Source organism: Pseudomonas sp. V98_8 (assembly GCF_029967975.1).
Lineage (GTDB): Bacteria > Pseudomonadota > Gammaproteobacteria > Pseudomonadales > Pseudomonadaceae > Aquipseudomonas > Aquipseudomonas umsongensis.
In genome coordinates, this window is the sequence record NZ_JASCAE010000079.1 from 15,871 (window position 1) to 32,089 (window position 16,219).

18 protein-coding genes are annotated in these 16,219 nt (G+C 59.4%); 17 read left to right on the forward strand and 1 reads right to left on the reverse strand.

What is annotated here, in order from left to right; all coding sequences use genetic code 11:
* Positions 1-622: 622 nt before the first annotated feature.
* From rluC to QLG10_RS23700, 3 genes are read left to right on the forward strand one after another with little or no spacing between them, the layout of a single operon-like run.
* Complete coding sequence (gene rluC / locus QLG10_RS23690; RefSeq protein WP_248678407.1) at positions 623-1,585, forward strand: 23S rRNA pseudouridine(955/2504/2580) synthase RluC; 963 nt, start codon at positions 623-625, stop codon at positions 1,583-1,585.
* Complete coding sequence (locus tag QLG10_RS23695) at positions 1,572-2,234, forward strand: HAD-IA family hydrolase (RefSeq protein ID WP_110754134.1); 663 nt, start codon at positions 1,572-1,574, stop codon at positions 2,232-2,234. Before rluC ends, QLG10_RS23695 begins: the two co-directional genes overlap by 14 nt.
* Positions 2,235-2,258: 24 nt before the next feature.
* Positions 2,259-3,248: a S49 family peptidase gene (locus QLG10_RS23700; RefSeq protein WP_188263749.1), complete on the forward strand. Its 990-nt coding sequence runs from the start codon at positions 2,259-2,261 to the stop codon at positions 3,246-3,248.
* Positions 3,249-3,334: 86 nt separating this feature from the next.
* Here QLG10_RS23700 and QLG10_RS23705 read toward each other — a convergent pair whose 3' ends face one another.
* Positions 3,335-3,913 (reverse strand): nucleoside triphosphate pyrophosphatase, encoded by a 579-nt coding sequence (locus QLG10_RS23705; RefSeq protein WP_020799933.1) that lies wholly within the window; start codon positions 3,911-3,913, stop codon positions 3,335-3,337.
* 105 nt (positions 3,914-4,018) lie between these two features.
* On the opposite strand from QLG10_RS23705, the gene QLG10_RS23710 reads away from it, so the two are divergent.
* The 14 genes from QLG10_RS23710 (at position 4,019) to QLG10_RS23775 (ending at position 16,108) form a co-directional block, all read left to right on the forward strand.
* On the forward strand, positions 4,019-4,546 hold the full coding sequence (locus QLG10_RS23710) for a YceD family protein (protein ID WP_007942001.1): 528 nt from the start codon (positions 4,019-4,021) through the stop codon (positions 4,544-4,546).
* Positions 4,547-4,559: 13 nt separating this feature from the next.
* A complete protein-coding gene (gene rpmF / locus QLG10_RS23715) occupies positions 4,560-4,742 on the forward strand; it encodes a 50S ribosomal protein L32 (protein ID WP_003179396.1) in 183 nt (60 codons plus the stop codon).
* Between the two features lie 4 nt (positions 4,743-4,746).
* Positions 4,747-5,757 carry a phosphate acyltransferase PlsX gene (gene plsX / locus QLG10_RS23720; RefSeq protein WP_110754130.1) on the forward strand — a complete coding sequence of 337 codons (1,011 nt, stop codon included), beginning with the start codon at positions 4,747-4,749 and terminating at the stop codon, positions 5,755-5,757.
* A 126-nt stretch (positions 5,758-5,883) separates the two neighbouring features.
* Positions 5,884-6,822 (forward strand): ACP S-malonyltransferase, encoded by a 939-nt coding sequence (fabD, locus tag QLG10_RS23725; protein ID WP_033043587.1) that lies wholly within the window; start codon positions 5,884-5,886, stop codon positions 6,820-6,822.
* A gap of 16 nt (positions 6,823-6,838) precedes the next feature.
* Complete coding sequence (gene fabG, locus QLG10_RS23730) at positions 6,839-7,582, forward strand: 3-oxoacyl-ACP reductase FabG (RefSeq protein WP_020799936.1); 744 nt, start codon at positions 6,839-6,841, stop codon at positions 7,580-7,582.
* 191 nt (positions 7,583-7,773) lie between these two features.
* Entirely contained in the window at positions 7,774-8,010 is a 237-nt protein-coding gene (acpP, locus tag QLG10_RS23735) for an acyl carrier protein (protein ID WP_003175607.1), read from the forward strand.
* A 109-nt stretch (positions 8,011-8,119) separates the two neighbouring features.
* Complete coding sequence (fabF, locus tag QLG10_RS23740; protein ID WP_110754128.1) at positions 8,120-9,364, forward strand: beta-ketoacyl-ACP synthase II; 1,245 nt, start codon at positions 8,120-8,122, stop codon at positions 9,362-9,364.
* Positions 9,364-10,179: an aminodeoxychorismate lyase gene (pabC, locus tag QLG10_RS23745; protein WP_282488149.1), complete on the forward strand. Its 816-nt coding sequence runs from the start codon at positions 9,364-9,366 to the stop codon at positions 10,177-10,179. Before fabF ends, pabC begins: the two co-directional genes overlap by 1 nt.
* A gap of 3 nt (positions 10,180-10,182) precedes the next feature.
* On the forward strand, positions 10,183-11,472 hold the full coding sequence (mltG, locus tag QLG10_RS23750) for an endolytic transglycosylase MltG (protein ID WP_110754124.1): 1,290 nt from the start codon (positions 10,183-10,185) through the stop codon (positions 11,470-11,472).
* A gap of 19 nt (positions 11,473-11,491) precedes the next feature.
* On the forward strand, positions 11,492-12,124 hold the full coding sequence (tmk, locus tag QLG10_RS23755; RefSeq protein WP_020799940.1) for a dTMP kinase: 633 nt from the start codon (positions 11,492-11,494) through the stop codon (positions 12,122-12,124).
* On the forward strand, positions 12,117-13,103 hold the full coding sequence (locus QLG10_RS23760) for a DNA polymerase III subunit delta' (protein ID WP_282488150.1): 987 nt from the start codon (positions 12,117-12,119) through the stop codon (positions 13,101-13,103). Before tmk ends, QLG10_RS23760 begins: the two co-directional genes overlap by 8 nt.
* Before the next feature lie 131 nt (positions 13,104-13,234).
* Positions 13,235-14,020 carry a TatD family hydrolase gene (locus tag QLG10_RS23765; protein WP_110754120.1) on the forward strand — a complete coding sequence of 262 codons (786 nt, stop codon included), beginning with the start codon at positions 13,235-13,237 and terminating at the stop codon, positions 14,018-14,020.
* 342 nt (positions 14,021-14,362) lie between these two features.
* On the forward strand, positions 14,363-15,001 hold the full coding sequence (locus QLG10_RS23770; RefSeq protein WP_007945721.1) for a TetR/AcrR family transcriptional regulator: 639 nt from the start codon (positions 14,363-14,365) through the stop codon (positions 14,999-15,001).
* A 138-nt stretch (positions 15,002-15,139) separates the two neighbouring features.
* Positions 15,140-16,108, forward strand: coding sequence for a radical SAM protein (locus QLG10_RS23775; protein ID WP_282488151.1), 969 nt, complete (start codon positions 15,140-15,142; stop codon positions 16,106-16,108).
* The last annotated feature ends 111 nt before the right edge of the window (positions 16,109-16,219 follow it).

Consider the following 16,219-nt stretch of genomic DNA (forward strand, 5'->3'; position numbering starts at 1 on the left):
AGTGGTTGGCCATTCCCGTGTCCAGCGATGTCCGGCCAATGTGGGCCTTTGTCGCGACGTACGCGTCCTGCTTGCTGTGGCTACTTAAGCACTCAGTCAGGAGGAGGAATCAACCGGCGGCTGTGGACGAGATGAAGCGTCTTGATAAAGCCTATTGCTACACAGGCCAGCGGTTGTGCATCTCCACCCTACACGTATCCCTGATAATTCGGGTGCTGCCGCGCGCAGAATCCGCAGCGGGTTGGCATTTACCGTGAGCTCCGAAAGGGGAGGTCACGCATCATGGCTAATTTAGGCGTTGTTTCCGAAGCGTTTCGCTCGGGGTCATCCGCAGCTGACTGCACTTTGTGAACTGGCCATGAATATTGGCTCGAAAAGCGAGTGGAAACTCTGCTTTGCGGTTTGATTCAGGCCTCATGTCACCTGCGCTTGTTACAGTTGCAAACTCCACCGTTACGTAGCGAAAACCCCGTAGGACGGCCTCGCGTCCTGGTGAATTGCGTTGGTCAGGGCCGGTTTTTGACCGTTGGTCCGCTGGCCAGGCCGCTTTTGGCGGCGTTCGCGACTATAGCAGCAATGATTAAGTGCTTCAATTCCATAAAAAATTGTTATCATCCGCGCCATGACGACGACTACCCCCCCGACTCCAGGCGTACAACTGCTTGAGGTCTCGCCGGAATATGCCGGCCAACGTATTGATAACTTCCTTCTCGCTCGGCTCAAAGGCGTGCCCAAGACCTTGATTTACCGCATTTTGCGTAAAGGCGAAGTGCGAGTGAACAAGGGTCGGATCAAGCCCGAATACAAGCTGCAGGCGGGCGATATCGTGCGCGTGCCGCCGGTGCGCGTGCCTGAGCGCGACGAGCCGGTGCCGCTGGCCCAGGGGCTGTTGCAGCGCCTGGAAGCCTCGATTGTCTTTGAAGACAAGGCCCTGATCGTGATCAACAAGCCCGCGGGCATTGCGGTTCACGGTGGTAGCGGGCTGACCTTCGGGGTGATCGAAGCCTTCCGTCAGTTGCGCCCCGATTGCAAGGAGCTTGAGCTGGTTCACCGCCTCGACCGTGATACGTCGGGCCTGTTGATGATCGCCAAGAAGCGCAGCATGTTGCGCCACCTGCACACCGCTTTGCGCGGTGATGGCGTCGACAAGCGCTACATGGCGCTGGTGCGCGGTAACTGGGCGAGCTCGATCAAGCAGGTTCGTGCGGCGCTGGGCAAGAGCAACCTGCGCTCCGGCGAGCGCATGGTCGAGGTCGACGAAGAGGAGGGCAAGGAGTCCGTGACCGTGTTCAAGGTCCTGCGCCGCTTCGGTGACTTTGCCACCCTGATCGAAGCCAAGCCGGTCACTGGCCGGACTCACCAGATCCGTGTGCATACCCTGCACGCCGGGCATTGCATCGCTGGTGACAGCAAGTATGGTGACGAAGGTTTCAGCAAGGAAATTCGCGATCTGGGCGGTAAGCGCCTGTTCCTGCATGCCTACATGCTGACCGTGCCGTTGCCGGATGGTGGCGAATTGAAATTGCAGGCGCCTGTCGACGAAATGTGGGCTAAAACCGTGGAGCGCCTGAGTGCACCCATCTGATTACAAGCTGCTGATATTCGATTGGGACGGCACGCTGGCCGATTCCATTGGTCGGATTGTCGAGGCGATGCACGTGGCGTCGCAGCGGTCCGGGTTTGAGCAGTGCGATGATCTTGCCGTCAAGGGCATCATCGGCCTGGGCCTGCCGGAGGCGATTCGTACCCTGTATCCGCAAATCGGCGATGCCGAACTTGTAGCGTTTCGTCAGCACTACGCCGATCACTACATCGCCTCGGAGGCGGTACCATCGCCCTTGTTCGAGGGTGTGGTCGAGTCGCTCGAAGCGTTTCGTGCCGAGGGCTATCACCTGGCCGTGGCCACGGGCAAGGCCCGTCGCGGGCTGGATCGGGTGCTGAAGTCTCACGGTTGGGAAAATTATTTCGATATCACCCGGGCCGCCGACGAGACGGCCAGCAAGCCCCATCCGCTGATGCTTGAGCAGATACTGGCGCATTGTGATGTGCGTGCGGATCAGGCCCTGATGGTTGGCGACTCGTCCTTCGATCTGCAGATGGCACGCAACGCCGGCATGGATTCGGTGGCGGTCAGCTACGGCGCGCAATCGATTGAAGCGCTGAAGCTGTTCGAGCCACGACTGGCTATCGATCGTTTTTCACAATTGCACGCCTGGCTGGGTCAGCGGGCCTAATACGTTTTTGCTGGGGTAAATGGCATGGCCGACGAATGGAAAGCGCCCGCCAAGGCGAGCGCAGAGAGCGGTGACGAAAAAAGCTGGAAGCTGTTGGAGAAGACCCTGCTGGCCGGTGTGCAGGAGCAGCGTCGCTCCCGGCGTTGGGGGATTTTCTTCAAGTTGTTGACCTTCGTGTACCTGTTTGTCGCGTTGGCGCTGTTTACGCCTCTGATGGATATCGAGAAGGCTGCAACCCGCAGTGGCAACTACACCGCGTTGATCGACATCGATGGCATGATCGCCGACAAGGAGCCGGCCAGTGCCGACAACATCGTCGGTAGCCTGCGGGCCGCCTTCGAAGACGACAAGGTCAAGGGTGTCATCCTGCGCATCAATAGCCCGGGCGGCAGTCCGGTGCAGTCAGGCTATGTCTATGACGAGATCCGCCGGCTGCGTGGTCTGCATCCGGATACCAAGCTTTACGCGGTGATTTCCGACCTGGGCGCTTCCGGTGCGTATTACATTGCCAGTGCAGCGGACCAGATCTATGCCGACAAGGCGAGCCTGGTGGGCTCCATCGGGGTAACGGCAGCCGGCTACGGGTTTGTCGGCACCATGGAGAAGCTGGGAGTGGAGCGTCGCACCTACACCTCGGGCGAGCACAAATCCTTCCTCGATCCGTTCCAGCCGCAGAAGCCTGAAGAAACGGCGTTCTGGCAGGGCGTGCTCGATACCACCCACAAGCAGTTCATCAACAGCGTCAAGCAGGGTCGTGGCGATCGTTTGAAGGACAAGGAGCATCCGGAGCTGTTCTCCGGGCTGGTCTGGTCGGGTGAGCAGGCGCTGCCGCTGGGCTTGATCGACGGCCTGGGTAATGCCAGTTATGTCGCGCGGGATGTGATCGGCGAAAAAGAGCTGGTGGACTTCACCGTTCAGGAATCGCCGTTCGATCGCTTCTCGAAAAAGCTCGGCGCCAGCGTGGCCGAGCATCTGGCGATGTGGATGGGGTTTAACGGTCCGTCGTTGCGTTAAGTTTTTTAAAGTCAAAAGATCGCAGCCTGCGGCAGCTCCTACACCGATCACCTGTAGGAGCTGCCGCAGGCTGCGATCTTTTGCTTTTAGGGGATTTGCACGCCTTCGGTTAGAAGCATATCGACAAGGCGAATCAACGGCAGGCCGACAAGGCTGGTAGCGTCGGGGCCCTCGGTGCTCTGAAACAGGCTTACCCCCAACCCTTCGGCCTTGAAACTGCCAGCACAGTCGTAGGGTTGTTCGGCGCGCAGGTAGCGTTCGATGCGTTCACTGTCGAGTGTGCGCATGTGCACCGTGAAGGGCACGCAGTCGACCTGGCAGTGGCCGGTCTGGCTATTCAGCAGGGCGAGCCCGGTGAGGAACGTCACGCTGGCGCCGCTTGCCGCCAGCAGTTGCTCGCGGGCCTTTTCGAAGGTGTGGGGCTTGCCGACGATTCGCTCGCCAAGCACCGCGACCTGGTCTGAGCCGATAATCAGATGAGCGGTATGGCTGGCGGCCAGTGCGCGTGCTTTCTCTTCGGCGAGGCGTTTGACCAGCTCGACGGCGGATTCACCGAGGCGATGGCTTTCATCGATGTCCGGCGAGCTGCAGCTGAATGGCAGCTGCAAGCGGGCCAGCAAATCCCGGCGATAAACCGAGCTTGAAGCGAGTAATAAAGGCAGCATGCGCAACTCCAAATGGTAGGCATGAATTCTATCGGGGCTTCCAAGTGACGGACAGGGCTGAATTTCCTTTGACATGGGCGGGTGCATCCCTATAATGCTGCGCCTATGTTGAATGACCCGATTCCACCTCACGTTGACCCGCGCAAATTGGCTGATCGTGGCACCACCCTCCAAGGTGAAATGCTGCTGGCCGATTTGGAGAGACTCTGCGACCCGCTTTCCGACAATGTCGGTACGGTGCAGGCTAAATTCGTTTTTGAACGAGATGAACGTAAATCTGTGGTCATCCACAGCTTTATCGACACTGAAGTCAAAATGGTTTGCCAGCGTTGTCTTGAGCTGGTCACCCTGCCGATCCATAGCGAATGCAGTTACGCTGTGGTGAAGGAGGGTGCGAATACCCAGTCGTTGCCGAAAGGTTATGACGTGCTGGAACTGGGCGAAGATCCATTGGATCTGCAGTCACTGATCGAGGAGGAGCTTCTGCTCGCCTTGCCCATTGTGCCTGCTCATCATCCGGAAGAATGCCAGCAGCCGGCGGGAGCAGATGAGCCCGAACCGAGCGAGGACGAGGTAACGCGGTCCAACCCGTTCAGTGTATTGGCGCAGTTAAAGCGTGACCCAAACGTTTAGGAGTTAATCAATTATGGCTGTTCAGCAGAACAAAAAATCCCGCTCTGCCCGTGACATGCGCCGTTCGCACGACGCTCTCGAGGCTAGCACCCTGTCTGTAGAAAAAACCACCGGTGAAGTTCACCTGCGTCACCACGTATCGCCAGAAGGCGTATACCGTGGCCGTAAAGTGATCGACAAGGGCGCTGACGAGTAATCACTTGTCCGCTCAAGTCATCGCGATTGACGCAATGGGCGGGGACTTCGGTCCCCGCAGCATTGTCCAGGCCAGTCTTGCTTGCCTGTCTGCCACGCCCTCGCTGTCCCTGACCCTCGTCGGTCAACCCTCCCTTCTTGAAGAATTGATCGCTGGCCAATCGGCTGTGGATCGCGCGCGCCTGTCGATTACTCCGGCGTCCGAAGTCATTACCATGGACGAAAAACCTGCCCAGGCCCTGCGTGGCAAGCCCGACTCGTCGATGCGCGTGGCGCTTGAGTTGCTGCGCGATGGCAAGGTCCAGGCGTGTGTCAGTGCCGGTAATACCGGGGCCCTGATGGCGCTGTCGCGCTTTGTGCTCAAGACCTTGCCGGGCATTGATCGGCCGGCCATGGTAGCGGCGATCCCGACGCAGAAAGGTTACTGCCAGTTGCTCGACCTGGGCGCCAATGTCGATTGCAGCGCCGAGCATCTGTTGCAGTTTGCAGTGATGGGGTCGGTTGCCGCCGAGACTCTGGGCATCGTGCGTCCGCGCGTCGCATTGCTGAACATCGGCACCGAGGACATCAAGGGCAATCAGCAGGTCAAGCTGGCCGCGACCTTGCTGCAAAGTGCCCGTGGCATCAATTACATCGGTTTTGTCGAGGGCGACGGGTTGTACCGTGGCGAAGCGGATGTGGTGGTGTGCGACGGTTTTGTCGGCAACATCCTGCTCAAGTCCAGCGAAGGCCTGGCCACCATGATTGCCGGGCGCATCGAGGCGTTGTTCAAGAAGAACCTGCCATCACGCATGGTGGGAGCGTTAGCCTTGCCCCTGATGAAGCGCTTGCAAGCCGACCTCGCCCCGGCTCGGCATAACGGAGCGAGCTTTCTCGGCTTGCAGGGAATTGTCGTAAAAAGTCACGGATCTGCAGGGGTTCAGGGCTTTCAAAGCGCCATTTCCCGTGCTCTGATCGAGATCCAGGAAAACCTGCCGGAACGTATCCACGGTCGTCTGGAGGATTTGTTGCTTTAGGCGTTTTCGTCGGACAATGCTTAAATGTGACCGCTTGGTTCAAATGGCCATCCAACTCTCAGTTTCTTGCGTCCCCCTGAGCGGGACGTCAATTCTCCGACGACAAGATCATTAGGGGCTTGTTACATGTCTGCTTCCCTCGCATTCGTCTTTCCGGGACAGGGTTCGCAGTCCCTCGGCATGCTGGCCGAGTTGGGCGCGCAACACCCGGTCGTCCTCGATACGTTCAAAGAAGCTTCCGATGCCCTGGGTTACGACCTGTGGGCACTGACCCAGCAAGGGCCGGAAGAACAACTCAACCAGACCGATAAGACCCAGCCGGCCATTTTGACCGCTTCGATCGCCCTGTGGCGTCTGTGGTTGGCTGAAGGCGGCGCGCGCCCGGCGTATGTGGCCGGTCACAGCCTGGGCGAATACAGTGCCTTGGTCGCTGCTGGCAGCCTGAGCCTGGCTGATGCGGTCAAACTCGTCGAACGTCGTGGCCAACTGATGCAGGAAGCCGTTCCTGCAGGGCAGGGCGGCATGGCTGCCATCCTCGGCCTGGAAGACGCTGACGTACTGGCTGCCTGTGCCGAAGCGGCACAAGGCGAAGTGGTCAGCGCGGTCAACTTCAACTCCCCGGGACAAGTGGTCATTGCCGGTGCCAAGGCAGCGGTCGAGCGTGCCATTGAAGGCTGCAAGGCACGTGGCGCCAAACGCGCCATGCCGTTGCCAGTCAGCGTGCCGTCGCACTGCGAACTGATGCGTCCGGCAGCCGAGCGTTTCGCCGAATCGATCGCCGCGATCGATTGGCAGGCTCCGCAGATCCCGGTAGTACAGAACGTCAGCGCCCAGGTGCCGGCGGATCTGGAAACCCTCAAGCGTGATCTGCTCGAGCAACTGTACAAGCCAGTACGCTGGGTAGAATCCGTACAGACCCTGGCCGCCAAAGGCGCGACCAATCTGGTCGAATGCGGCCCGGGCAAGGTACTGGCCGGTCTGAACAAGCGCTGCGCCGAAGGCGTATCGACTTCCAATCTCAATACCCCAGACGCTTTCGCTGCCGCCCGTGCAGCGCTGGCCTGAATCAGGAGAAGCTTGCATGAGTCTGCAAGGTAAAGTTGCACTGGTCACCGGCGCGAGCCGCGGCATCGGCCAGGCTATCGCCCTGGAATTGGGTCGTCAGGGCGCCATCGTTGTAGGCACCGCGACCTCCGCTTCTGGTGCCGAGCGCATTGCCGCCACTTTGAAGGAAAACGGCATTCAGGGCACTGGCCTTGAGCTCAATGTCACCAGCGACGAGTCCGTGGCGGCTGTCCTGGCGACCATTCAGGCGCAGTTCGGTGCCCCGGCGATCCTGGTCAATAATGCCGGCATCACCCGTGATAACCTGATGATGCGCATGAAAGACGACGAGTGGCATGACGTGGTCGATACCAACCTGAACAGTCTGTTCCGCCTGTCCAAGGGCGTTTTGCGCGGTATGACCAAGGCCCGTTGGGGACGAATTATCAGTATTGGCTCGGTTGTGGGTGCCATGGGCAACGCAGGCCAAGTAAACTACGCTGCCGCCAAGGCCGGCCTGGAAGGTTTCAGCCGCTCTCTGGCGCGTGAAGTCGGTTCGCGTTCGATTACGGTAAACTCGGTAACCCCTGGGTTCATCGATACCGATATGACCCGCGAACTGCCCGAGGCACAGCGTGAAGCCTTGCAGACGCAGATTCCGCTGGGTCGTCTGGGGCAAGCTCAAGAGATCGCGTCTGTGGTCGCTTTTCTTGCGTCGGACGGTGCGGCTTACGTTACTGGGGCTACAATCCCGGTGAACGGCGGGATGTACATGAGTTAAATGTGACGGATCGTTTCAAAAAAATGTCATACGAGCTGTCTAAAATCCGTTATAAAGCTGCAATCTATTTATAGGCAGTGGGTCACCGGGTTTGAGGAGTGAAGCTTTCAGTTGAAAAGCTGAAAAGTCTTTCTATACACTTACCCACTGGCCAGCTGCCTGAATTTGTCCATTAGGAGTGAAAACAAGGTATGAGCACCATCGAAGAGCGCGTCAAGAAAATCGTTGCCGAGCAACTGGGCGTTAAAGAAGAAGAAGTGGTCAACACTGCTTCCTTCGTTGAAGACCTGGGTGCCGACTCCCTTGACACCGTTGAGCTGGTGATGGCTCTGGAAGAGGAATTCGAGACCGAAATCCCTGACGAAGAAGCTGAGAAGATCACTACCGTACAAGCTGCAATCGACTACGTAACTAGCCACCAGGCGTAATAGTTTGTAATCGTTGCTCGCTGTCATGGAAAAACCGCACTGCCATCATGGCGTGCGGTTTTTTCTTTAGGCCTGATGCAAAGTCGTCATTTGAAAAAAGGAGAGTGCTGTGTCGCGTAGACGCGTCGTAGTCACCGGTATGGGTATGTTGTCGCCACTGGGCACGGATGTGCCGAGCAGCTGGCAGGGCATTCTGGCTGGCCGCAGTGGCATTGGTCTGATCGAACACACCGACCTTTCTGCCTATTCCACCCGTTTTGGCGGCTCGGTAAAGGACTTCAAAGTCGAGGATTACCTGTCGGTCAAGGAAGCTCGCAAGCTCGACCTGTTCATTCAGTACGGTCTGGCGGCAGGTTTTCAGGCAGTGCGCAATGCCGGTCTGGAAGTGACCGACGCCAATCGCGAGCGCATCGGCGTGGCCATGGGTTCGGGCATCGGTGGACTGACCAACATTGAAGAAACCAGTCGCACCTTGCATGAGACCGGTCCGCGACGGATTTCCCCGTTCTTCGTGCCTGGCTCGATCATCAATATGATTTCCGGCTTCCTGTCCATCCACTTGGGCGCACAGGGGCCTAACTATGCCATCGCCACGGCGTGTACCACCGGTACGCACTGCATCGGCATGGCTGCTCGCAACATCATGTACGACGAAGCCGATGTGATGATCGCCGGCGGTGCCGAAATGGCCGCCTGCGGCCTGGGCATGGGTGGTTTCGGCGCTTCCCGCGCGCTGTCGACCCGCAACGACGAGCCGACCCGCGCCAGCCGCCCGTGGGACAAGGGCCGAGATGGCTTCGTATTGTCCAATGGCGCCGGTGCGCTGGTGCTGGAAGAGCTGGAACACGCCAAGGCCCGTGGCGCTACCATCTATGCCGAACTGATCGGTTTCGGTACCAGTGGCGATGCCTACCACATGACTTCGCCGCCAGCCGATGGCGCGGGGGCTGCACGTTGCATCACCAATGCGCTGCGTGATGCCAGGATCAATGGCGATCAGGTGCAGTACATCAACGCCCACGGTACCTCGACGCCGGCTGGCGACCTTGCTGAAGTCAACGCGATCAAGTCGGTGTTTGGCGAGCACGCCTACAAGTTGGCAGTCAGCTCGACCAAGTCGATGACCGGTCACTTGCTGGGGGCGGCGGGCGCGGTCGAGGCCATCTTCAGCGTGCTGGCGATCAACAGCCAGGTAGCGCCACCGACCATCAACCTCGATGAGCCGGACGAAGGCTGCGACCTCGACTTCGTGCCGCACACCGCGCGCAACATGGAGATCGATGTTGTCGTGTCCAACTCCTTCGGCTTTGGCGGCACCAACGGCTCGCTGGTGTTTCGCCGGTTTGCAGGCTGATGGACAGCTGGGTCGACGGTCAGCCGGCTGACGCATTGTCGCTGAAGGATCGCGGCCTGGCCTACGGCGACGGTCTGTTCGAGACCATCGCTGTGCATGATGGCTTTCCGGTCCTGCTGGATCGTCATCTGGTGCGGCTGGCCAAGGGGTGCCGTCGGTTGGCAATCAATCTGGATCATGCTGCCGTGGTTTCGGAGGTGTTGACCTATGCCGAGCAACTGAACGACGGCGTGCTCAAACTGATCATTACCCGCGGCGACAGCCTGCGCGGTTACGCTTTCGATACTTCGGCCCAGGCTCGTCGTATCCTGTCGGGTAATCCTCCCGCGGTTTACCCGGATGCCCATGCGGAGCAGGGCATTCGCCTGTTCCCGTGCACCACGCGACTTTCCTTTCAACCCCTTCTTGCGGGTCTCAAGCACTTGAACCGTCTTGAGCAGGTGATGGCGCGTGCCGAATGGCAGGACACCGAACATGCCGAAGGCTTGATGCTCGATCAGGCCGGTCGCGTCATCGAGGGCGTTTTCAGCAACCTGTTCCTGGTGCATGACGGCGTGTTGATCACCGCAGATTTGAGCAACTGCGGCGTAGAAGGTGTGATGCGTGCCGAATTATTGTCTCAGGCCGAATCTTTGGGTATCCCCCTGCAAATCACCGATATCACGCTTGAGCAGCTGCAAGGCGCTGACGAAGTTTTTGTCTGCAACAGCGTGTATGGCGTTTGGCCGGTGCGCGCCTATGCCGCACTGAGCTGGCCGGTTGGGCCGCTCACCCGTAAACTCCAAACCATTGCCCGCGCGCTACTGGATGCTTGATACGTGAGACGTAAATTCTTGCTGCTGCTGGAAACCGGACTGGTTCTGGCGGGGCTGATGTTAGGTGCTTCTGCCTGGAAAATTCATTCGGCGCTGGTACAGCCGCTGAATATCAAACAGGAAGAATTGCTGGAGGTGCCCAAGGGCACTACCCCGAACCGCACTTTCCTGCGGATGGAAGCCGACGGCGTCATCAAGGACGCGTTCTGGCTGCGCGTCTACTGGCGCTTCAATTTGCCCAAGCAGCCGTTGCACAGCGGCGAGTACCGCATGACGCCCGGCATGACCGTCGAAGGTCTGATCGATCTGTGGAAGCGCGGGGAAATGGTGCAATACAGCCTGACCCTGGTCGAAGGCTGGAATTTCCACCAGGTCCGTGCGGCCCTGGCCAAGGAAGAAAAGCTCGAGCAAACCTTGAAAGGCCTGAGCGACAGCCAGGTCATGGACAAGCTCGGCCATAGCGGGATTTTTCCCGAGGGACGATTCTTTCCCGACACTTATCGCTTCGTGCGTGGCATGACCGACGCCGAATTGCTCAAAACCGCTTACCAGCGCCTCGACGACGTGCTGGCCAAGGAGTGGAGTCAGCGTGCCGCCGACCTGCCTTACACCGGTCCCTATCAAGCCCTGATCATGGCCTCGCTGGTGGAGAAGGAAACCGGCGTGCCGCAGGAGCGCGGGCAAATCGCCGGCGTGTTCGTGCGTCGGATGGAGATCGGCATGCTGTTGCAGACAGACCCAACGGTGATCTATGGCCTGGGTGACCGTTACAACGGCAAGCTGACTCGCGCCCATCTCAAGGAGGCGACCCCCTACAACACCTATATGATTTCCGGCCTGCCGCCGACACCGATTGCCATGGTCGGCCGCGAAGCCATCCACGCTGCACTCAATCCGGTGGAGGGCACCAGCCTCTACTTTGTCGCTCGCGGCGACGGCAGCCATGTGTTCTCCGATGATCTGGACGCGCACAACAATGCCGTGCGAGAGTTCCAGCTCAAGCGTCGCACCGATTACCGCTCCAGTCCGGCGCCGGTGGGCTCGCCCGAAACGCCGGATACCCAGGCGTCGCCAACCGATGCACCGCCAATGGAGGTGCCGCAAACGGAAACTGCGCAGCCCGAGGCTTCCGAAGCCCAGCCCCCTGTCCCGGCGGCTTCGCCCGACTCAGCGCCAGAATCAGCGCCCGAGGCTGCACCTGCGGTTCCCGCGCAAGATCCCGTGCCTGAATCTGCTGCAACGCCGGAACCGCAATCCGAGCCGAATACAACACCACCGCAAAGCCCGCAATGAATCTGACTAAGGACTGCCTGTGACTGGCTTGTTTATTACGCTGGAAGGCCCGGAAGGCGCCGGCAAGAGCACCAATCGCGAATACCTGGCCGAACGCCTGCGCGCTGCCGGTATCGAGGTGCTGCTGACCCGCGAACCGGGCGGCACGCCGCTGGCCGAACGCATTCGCGAAGTGCTATTGGCCCCGGTCGATGAGGTGATGAACCCGGACACTGAGCTGTTGCTGGTGTTCGCGGCGCGCGCCCAGCACTTGGCCGAAGTCATTCGCCCGGCACTGGCCCGCGGTGCCGTGGTGTTATGTGATCGTTTCACCGATTCGACCTACGCCTACCAGGGCGGTGGCCGCGGCTTGTCGCTGGAGCGTATTGCGACGCTGGAAACCTTTGTCCAAGGCGACCTGCGCCCTGACCTGACGTTGATTTTCGACCTGCCGGTGGAAGTGGGGCTGGCGCGCGCCAGTGCCCGTGGACGCCTGGATCGCTTTGAGCTCGAGGGCCGGGCCTTTTTCGATGCCGTGCGCAGCGCATTCCTCAAGCGCGCAGCGGCGGAGCCTGCGCGGTACGTGCTGATCGACGCCGCGCAACCCTTGGCGCAAGTCCAGCAATCCCTGGATGCCTTGCTGCCACGCCTGTTGGAGCTGAGCCGTGGCTGAAGCCTATCCATGGCAAGACAGCCTCTGGCAGCAACTGGCGGGTCGTGCGCAACACGCCCATGCCTATTTGCTGCATGGCCCGGCTGGAATCGGCAAGCGGGCCCTGGCCGAACGCTTGATGGCCAGTTTGCTGTGCCAGCGTCCGACCCCGCAGGGCGCTTGTGGCGAATGCAAGTCGTGCCTGTTGCTCAAGGCCGGCAGTCATCCCGACAACTACATCCTGGAGCCGGAAGAAGCCGACAAGGCAATCAAGGTCGACCAGGTGCGCGACCTGGTCAGTTTCGTGGTGCAGACCGCGCAACTGGGTGGGCGTAAAGTAGTGTTGATCGAGCCGGTCGAGTCGATGAACATCAATGCTGCCAACGCCTTGCTCAAAAGCCTGGAAGAACCGTCTGGCGACACGGTATTGCTATTGGTCAGCCACCAGCCCAGTCGTCTGTTGCCGACCATCAAGAGTCGCTGTGTGCAGCAAGCCTGTCCGCTGCCGGGCGAGGCCATGAGTCTGGACTGGCTGGCCACGGCCTTGCCGGACTGTTCGCCGCAAGAGCGCATCGAGTTGCTGACGCTGGCGGCCGGTTCGCCGTTGGCCGCCGTGAACCTGAACGCCCAGGGCGTGCGCGAGCAGCGCGCGCAAGTGGTCGATGGGGTGAAGAAGTTGCTCAAGCAGCAACAATCGCCGACACAGTTGGCCGAAGGCTGGAATGCAATTCCGTTGTTGCTGCTGTTCGACTGGTTCTGTGATTGGTCGAGCCTGATCCTGCGCTATCAGCTGACCCAGGATGAAGAAGGGTTGGGGCTGACGGACATGCGCAAGGTGATCCAGTACCTGGCGCAAAAAACCGCTCAGGACAAAGTCCTGAATATCCAGGACTGGATTCTCGCCCAGCGGCAGAAGGTGTTGAGCAAAGCCAACCTCAACCGAGTGTTGTTGCTGGAGGCGCTGCTGGTGCAATGGGCGACGCTGCCTACCCAGCGGTGACCGTCTGCGCCTGGACTCTGCATCAGCCATCATTGAAGGCGATAATATTACCTGCAGTCGAACCGAAACCTACCTGGCCGGACCCCTGAAACCCGACCGTCCCACTCATACGATGTAAGTTGCAGCCCTTTATGCTCGTAGATTCCCATTGTCACCTTGATCGCCTCGACCTTGCCGCCCATGACGGCTCGTTGGATGCCGCCCTGGATGCGGCCCGCCAGCGTGGGGTAGGGCACTTCCTGTGTATCGGCGTCAGCGCTGACAACGCGGCCGATGTCAAAGCCCTGGCCGAGCGCTATGACGATGTCGATTGCTCAGTCGGCGTGCATCCGCTGGATGTGCAGCCGGGGGCGGCGCCTGCCTTGGACTGGCTGTTGCACGAGCTCAACCATCCGCGCGTGGTGGCGATCGGTGAAACCGGTCTGGATTATCACTACGAGCCGGAAGCGGCCGCGTTGCAGCAGCAATCTTTCCGATTGCACCTGCAGGCGGCGCAACAGACCGGCAAGCCGGTGATCATCCATACTCGAGGCGCACGCGCCGATACCTTGAACCTGCTGCGTGAGGCGGCGCTGCCCCAGGCAGGCGTGCTGCACTGCTTCACCGAGGACTGGGACATGGCGAAAGCCGCCCTGGACATGGGTTACTACATTTCCCTGTCCGGGATTGTCACATTCCGCAACGCCGACGCGTTGCGCGATGTGGCAAGCAAGGTGCCGGCCGACCGTTTGCTGGTGGAAACCGACTCACCGTACCTGGCGCCGATCCCTTACCGTGGCAAGCCGAACCTGCCGCAGTACGTGCGCGAAGTAGCGGAATTTCTGGCAATGTTGCGGGGTGAGCCCTATGAGCGATTTGCCGAGCAGACCACTGAGAACTTCAAGCGGTTGTTTCCGTTGGCGCATGTAAAAGGTTAAATCGCAGGCAAAAAAAACCCGGGTTCTGGGGGGTGAATCCGGGTTAAGACCATTAGGAGTAAAACAATGGCACGCGGTCCGTTGGTACCAATATCGGCGTGACACTTGGGGGAGATGCCCCGCCGACAGTTCAAGTATTGATCAGTATTTCGCACCGTCCAGTTTGTAGGCCGTGGTTTTTAAACAAATTTGGAATACGGGCGCTTCAGAAGAGTTCTCATCAACGGACGATGTTGCGAGAAATCATCAAGAAACACAGATATGGTCGGATGATCCGTGCATTTTTGCGCAATTTAGGCATAATACGCGGCTTCGAATTTTGACCCCTACAGACCTTTTCTTATGCATAAAGAACCTCGTAAGGTCCGTGAGTTTCGTCGCCGCGAGCAAGAAATTCTCGATACCGCGCTCAAGCTGTTCCTCGACCAGGGTGAAGACAGTGTCACCGTCGAGATGATTGCTGATGCTGTCGGTATCGGCAAAGGCACGATCTACAAGCACTTCAAGTCCAAGGCCGAAATCTATCTGCGCCTGATGCTCGACTATGAGCGCGATTTGAACGAGCTGTTGCATTCGGCCGATGTCGACAAGGACAAGGAGGCCCTGTCCCGCGCCTATTTCGAATTCCGCATGCGCGACCCGCAGCGGTACCGGTTGTTTGACCGCCTGGAAGAAAAGGTCGTCAAGGGCAACCAGGTGCCGGAGATGGTCGAGGAGCTGCACAAGATCCGCGCCTCGAACTTCGAACGCTTGACCTTGCTTATCAAGGGCCGGATCAGCGAAGGCAAGCTTGAAGACGTGCCACCTTATTTCCATTATTGCGCGTCCTGGGCGCTGGTGCACGGAGCCGTAGCGCTCTACCACTCGCCGTTCTGGAGCAATGTGCTGGAAGACCAGGAAGGCTTCTTCCAGTTCCTGATGGACATCGGCGTGCGCATGGGCAACAAGCGCAAGCGGGACAGCGATACCCCGAGCAGTTGAGCCATTCGGCCGCCTTATTGCGCGTGATTTCGCTACATGGCGCAGCAGTGCAGGAATATACTCAGGCAGAGGGCTTGCTAAAACTTGATTTGTGAGTCAAGTTTTAGCAAGCCCGAATATTCTTGCGCCGGAGTGATCATGATCGTTGACCGACAAGGCAGGCGTTTCCGCAATTTGCGAGTCAGCCTGACCTCAGCCTGCAATTATGCTTGTACCTACTGCGTGCCCAACGGCAAGCGGCTGGTGGCTGCGCAGGATGAATTGTCGGCCGAAGCCATGGCGCGTGGCGTCGCCTACCTGATTGAAGCGGCGGGTATCGAGCGCTTGCGCATCACCGGTGGCGAACCGCTGGTCAGTCCGAAACTCGAAGCCTTCATGGCGGCCGTCGGCCAGATGGGGCTGCAGGACATCAGCCTGACCACCAACGGCCAGCTACTGGCGAAGAAGCTGCCGATCCTGGTGGATGCCGGCATTCGACGCATCAACGTTTCCCTCGATACCCTCGACGCCCCTGCGTTTCGCGGCATTGCCCGTGGCGGTGATCTGGCGACGGTGCTTGACGGCATGGACCAGGCCCGTGCAGCGGGCATGAAGGTCAAGGTCAACATGGTGCCGCTGCGCGGCCAGAACCTCGATCAGGTAATGCCGCTGCTCGATTATTGCCTGGAACGCGGTTATGAACTGCGCTTCATCGAGTTGATGCGCATGGGCCACCTGGCCAGCGACTCCAATGCCTTCCTGCAGCAGTTTGTCAGCCTGCAACAGCTGCTGGGCCTGATCGGCGAGCGTTATGAATATCTCCAGGCCGATGCGCCTGTCGATGCCACCGCTGTGCGTTATGAAATTCCGGGGCTGGGGCATTTCGGCGTGATCGCCAATGAAAGCGTGCCGTTCTGCCGCACCTGCTCCCGGTTGCGCCTGTCGTCCACGGGCTGGCTGCATGGCTGTTTGTCGTCAAGCAATCGCCACTATGTGGGCGATCTGCTGGACAAGCCGCGTCATCAAGCGTTGCCGGCGTTGCAACGACTGCTGGTGAAAGCCTTGGGTGACAAGCAGGAAGTGGCGTTTTCCGGTGGTGCCACCGTCATGAAGATTATCGGCGGCTGAGTCGGCCTCTTCGCGAGCAGGCTCGCTCCCACAGGTATGGCGCCAACCCTTGTGGGAGCGAGCCTGCTCGCGAATGCGATTTATCAAGCGGCGACGCACTTGAGCTGGCGT

Coding starts and splice junctions, on each gene's coding strand:
- acpP (WP_003175607.1), top strand. CDS start 7,774: ATGAGCACCATCGAAGAGCGCGTCAAGAAAATCGTTGCCGAGCAACTG.
- rluC (WP_248678407.1), top strand. CDS start 623: ATGACGACGACTACCCCCCCGACTCCAGGCGTACAACTGCTTGAGGTC.
- QLG10_RS23700 (WP_188263749.1), top strand. CDS start 2,259: ATGGCCGACGAATGGAAAGCGCCCGCCAAGGCGAGCGCAGAGAGCGGT.
- QLG10_RS23710 (WP_007942001.1), top strand. CDS start 4,019: ATGTTGAATGACCCGATTCCACCTCACGTTGACCCGCGCAAATTGGCT.
- fabD (WP_033043587.1), top strand. CDS start 5,884: ATGTCTGCTTCCCTCGCATTCGTCTTTCCGGGACAGGGTTCGCAGTCC.
- pabC (WP_282488149.1), top strand. CDS start 9,364: ATGGACAGCTGGGTCGACGGTCAGCCGGCTGACGCATTGTCGCTGAAG.
- QLG10_RS23705 (WP_020799933.1), bottom strand. CDS start 3,913: ATGCTGCCTTTATTACTCGCTTCAAGCTCGGTTTATCGCCGGGATTTG.
- QLG10_RS23775 (WP_282488151.1), top strand. CDS start 15,140: ATGATCGTTGACCGACAAGGCAGGCGTTTCCGCAATTTGCGAGTCAGC.
- rpmF (WP_003179396.1), top strand. CDS start 4,560: ATGGCTGTTCAGCAGAACAAAAAATCCCGCTCTGCCCGTGACATGCGC.
- QLG10_RS23765 (WP_110754120.1), top strand. CDS start 13,235: ATGCTCGTAGATTCCCATTGTCACCTTGATCGCCTCGACCTTGCCGCC.
- QLG10_RS23770 (WP_007945721.1), top strand. CDS start 14,363: ATGCATAAAGAACCTCGTAAGGTCCGTGAGTTTCGTCGCCGCGAGCAA.
- fabG (WP_020799936.1), top strand. CDS start 6,839: ATGAGTCTGCAAGGTAAAGTTGCACTGGTCACCGGCGCGAGCCGCGGC.